Raw genomic sequence first — 1,507 nt, 5'->3', positions numbered from 1 at the left:
CGTGGCCGCCGACACGTTTGGGTTGGCCCGCTTTTGTTCGGCCTTGTCCGGTGGACTGTAGATGGACGGGCTCGGCTCCAGTCCAATCGCCACTCCAGCTGCCGCCTTTTTACTGGCCGAGGCTTCTGCGCTGCCTGCCCGTACATACTCCTCGAGCTCCAGCTTCAGCACGGCTTTGATGAGCCATCCCTGAGCATCCAGGAGAGGATCGCTTACCGTGGTCGACTTCAACAGCCACTTGTTCCGTCCGAGAGGCTTCTCCCCGAGGATGAAATAGTCCGGCCTGGCCGTATCCCGGATGGCCTCCCACGCCTCGATCTCAGCCCTCACGTTATGCCCCAGCTCCGCACGCAGGGGAATGTCGAAGGAGATGGTGCTGAGCGTCTTCCCCTTGATGTAGGTAGACGGCTTATCCTGGAGCTTCTCCTGAGCCTCTGTATCGAGGGCGCCACCCCAGCCCAGGCCGTCAATCGTGTACATCCCCTGAAATACCTTGCCTTGATACGATGCGATGGGCATCCGGTTACCCTCCTTTCACAGCGATGATCAGCCCGTCGGCCAGGCTATCCGAGAACAGGGCGACGGCAACCTCATCCCCGACGTCCAGCGTGACATGGTCTGCATATGGCAGCTCCGGGGTAACGGAATCGTCCAGGTCCGCAAAGGTGACACGGGCCACCCGGCGGACCGTATCCAAGGAGCTCACGCGCCCTTTATGGATCATGCATATCCCTCCAATGGCTTCCGCAGAGTGAGCTTCGTCCGGTCATGCACCGGATCATGAGTCAGCTGGTCGATGACGTACAGCCCATCAAACAACCCCACTCCCTCGATCCGAACAACGCTGCCGGCGGCGAGACCGGTATTCATGGTGACTGTAAGCGTGCCGGTAACCCGGTACTTGTTTGCGCTCCGGAGCAGTCCCCGGGCCCACCGGTCGGCCTCCGCCTGGTTGGAGAGTGCCAGCTTGTGAATAGCCACCGGGCCGGTGGTATCCGGAGCGGTGAAGGTTGCCTGCATCCGCTCCCCGGCCGGTCCCCGCCCGAAGACCCGGCAGCTGCCATAGATGTCCGTCGACTTGTCGATGAAGCGGAACTGCCCGATCATATCCCCGGTTCGGATCGTAGTGGTCTCCGTCCGGCTGGCCTCGGCGGCCTCGTCGAAGAGGATCACTTTCCGATCCGTCACCTTCATGCCGTACCCCTCGCGGGTGCAGCGTCTAGCCAGGAAGGCGAAATCGGCCTCCTCCAGCTGGTCCACCCGGTGGTACAGGTGGTTCATCACCCCATAGGTCTGCACCTCGAAGCCGTGGCGGGCCGCCAACTGCGTAGCGAACTCCAGGAATCGGACGCTCTCCCAGCCCTGTGAACGGACGCTCTTGGCTTCCTGCGGGATGGACAGGGCCTTCATGGCAAATTCCCCGGCGCCTTGCTCCAGATGGTCGATGAACATGGCCCCTGTATCGAAGCTGCCCGTTCTCACCTGCAGGAGGTCATTTTTCCGGGGC

The 1,507-nt window shown here is 61.9% G+C and carries 3 protein-coding genes; all 3 read right to left on the bottom strand.

Annotated features, from left to right (window positions below; translation table 11 throughout):
- Positions 1–519: phage tail protein (locus ACSEXW_RS28610; protein ID WP_438449506.1), on the bottom strand; the 519-nt coding region annotated here is incomplete at its 3' end.
- Positions 520–523: 4 nt separating this feature from the next.
- Positions 524–724 (bottom strand): hypothetical protein, encoded by a 201-nt coding sequence (locus ACSEXW_RS28605; protein ID WP_438449505.1) that lies wholly within the window; start codon positions 722–724, stop codon positions 524–526.
- On the bottom strand, positions 721–1,507 hold a 787-nt coding region (locus tag ACSEXW_RS28600), incomplete at its 5' end, for a phage late control D family protein (protein ID WP_438449504.1). The genes ACSEXW_RS28600 and ACSEXW_RS28605, both read right to left, overlap by 4 nt.

Source organism: Oryzibacillus soli (assembly GCF_051594765.1).
Taxonomy (GTDB): Bacteria; Bacillota; Bacilli; order Paenibacillales; family NBRC-103111; genus Paenibacillus_AR.
The sequence above is the reverse complement of the archived record's forward strand: the minus strand, read 5'-3'. Positions and strand labels throughout refer to the sequence as shown.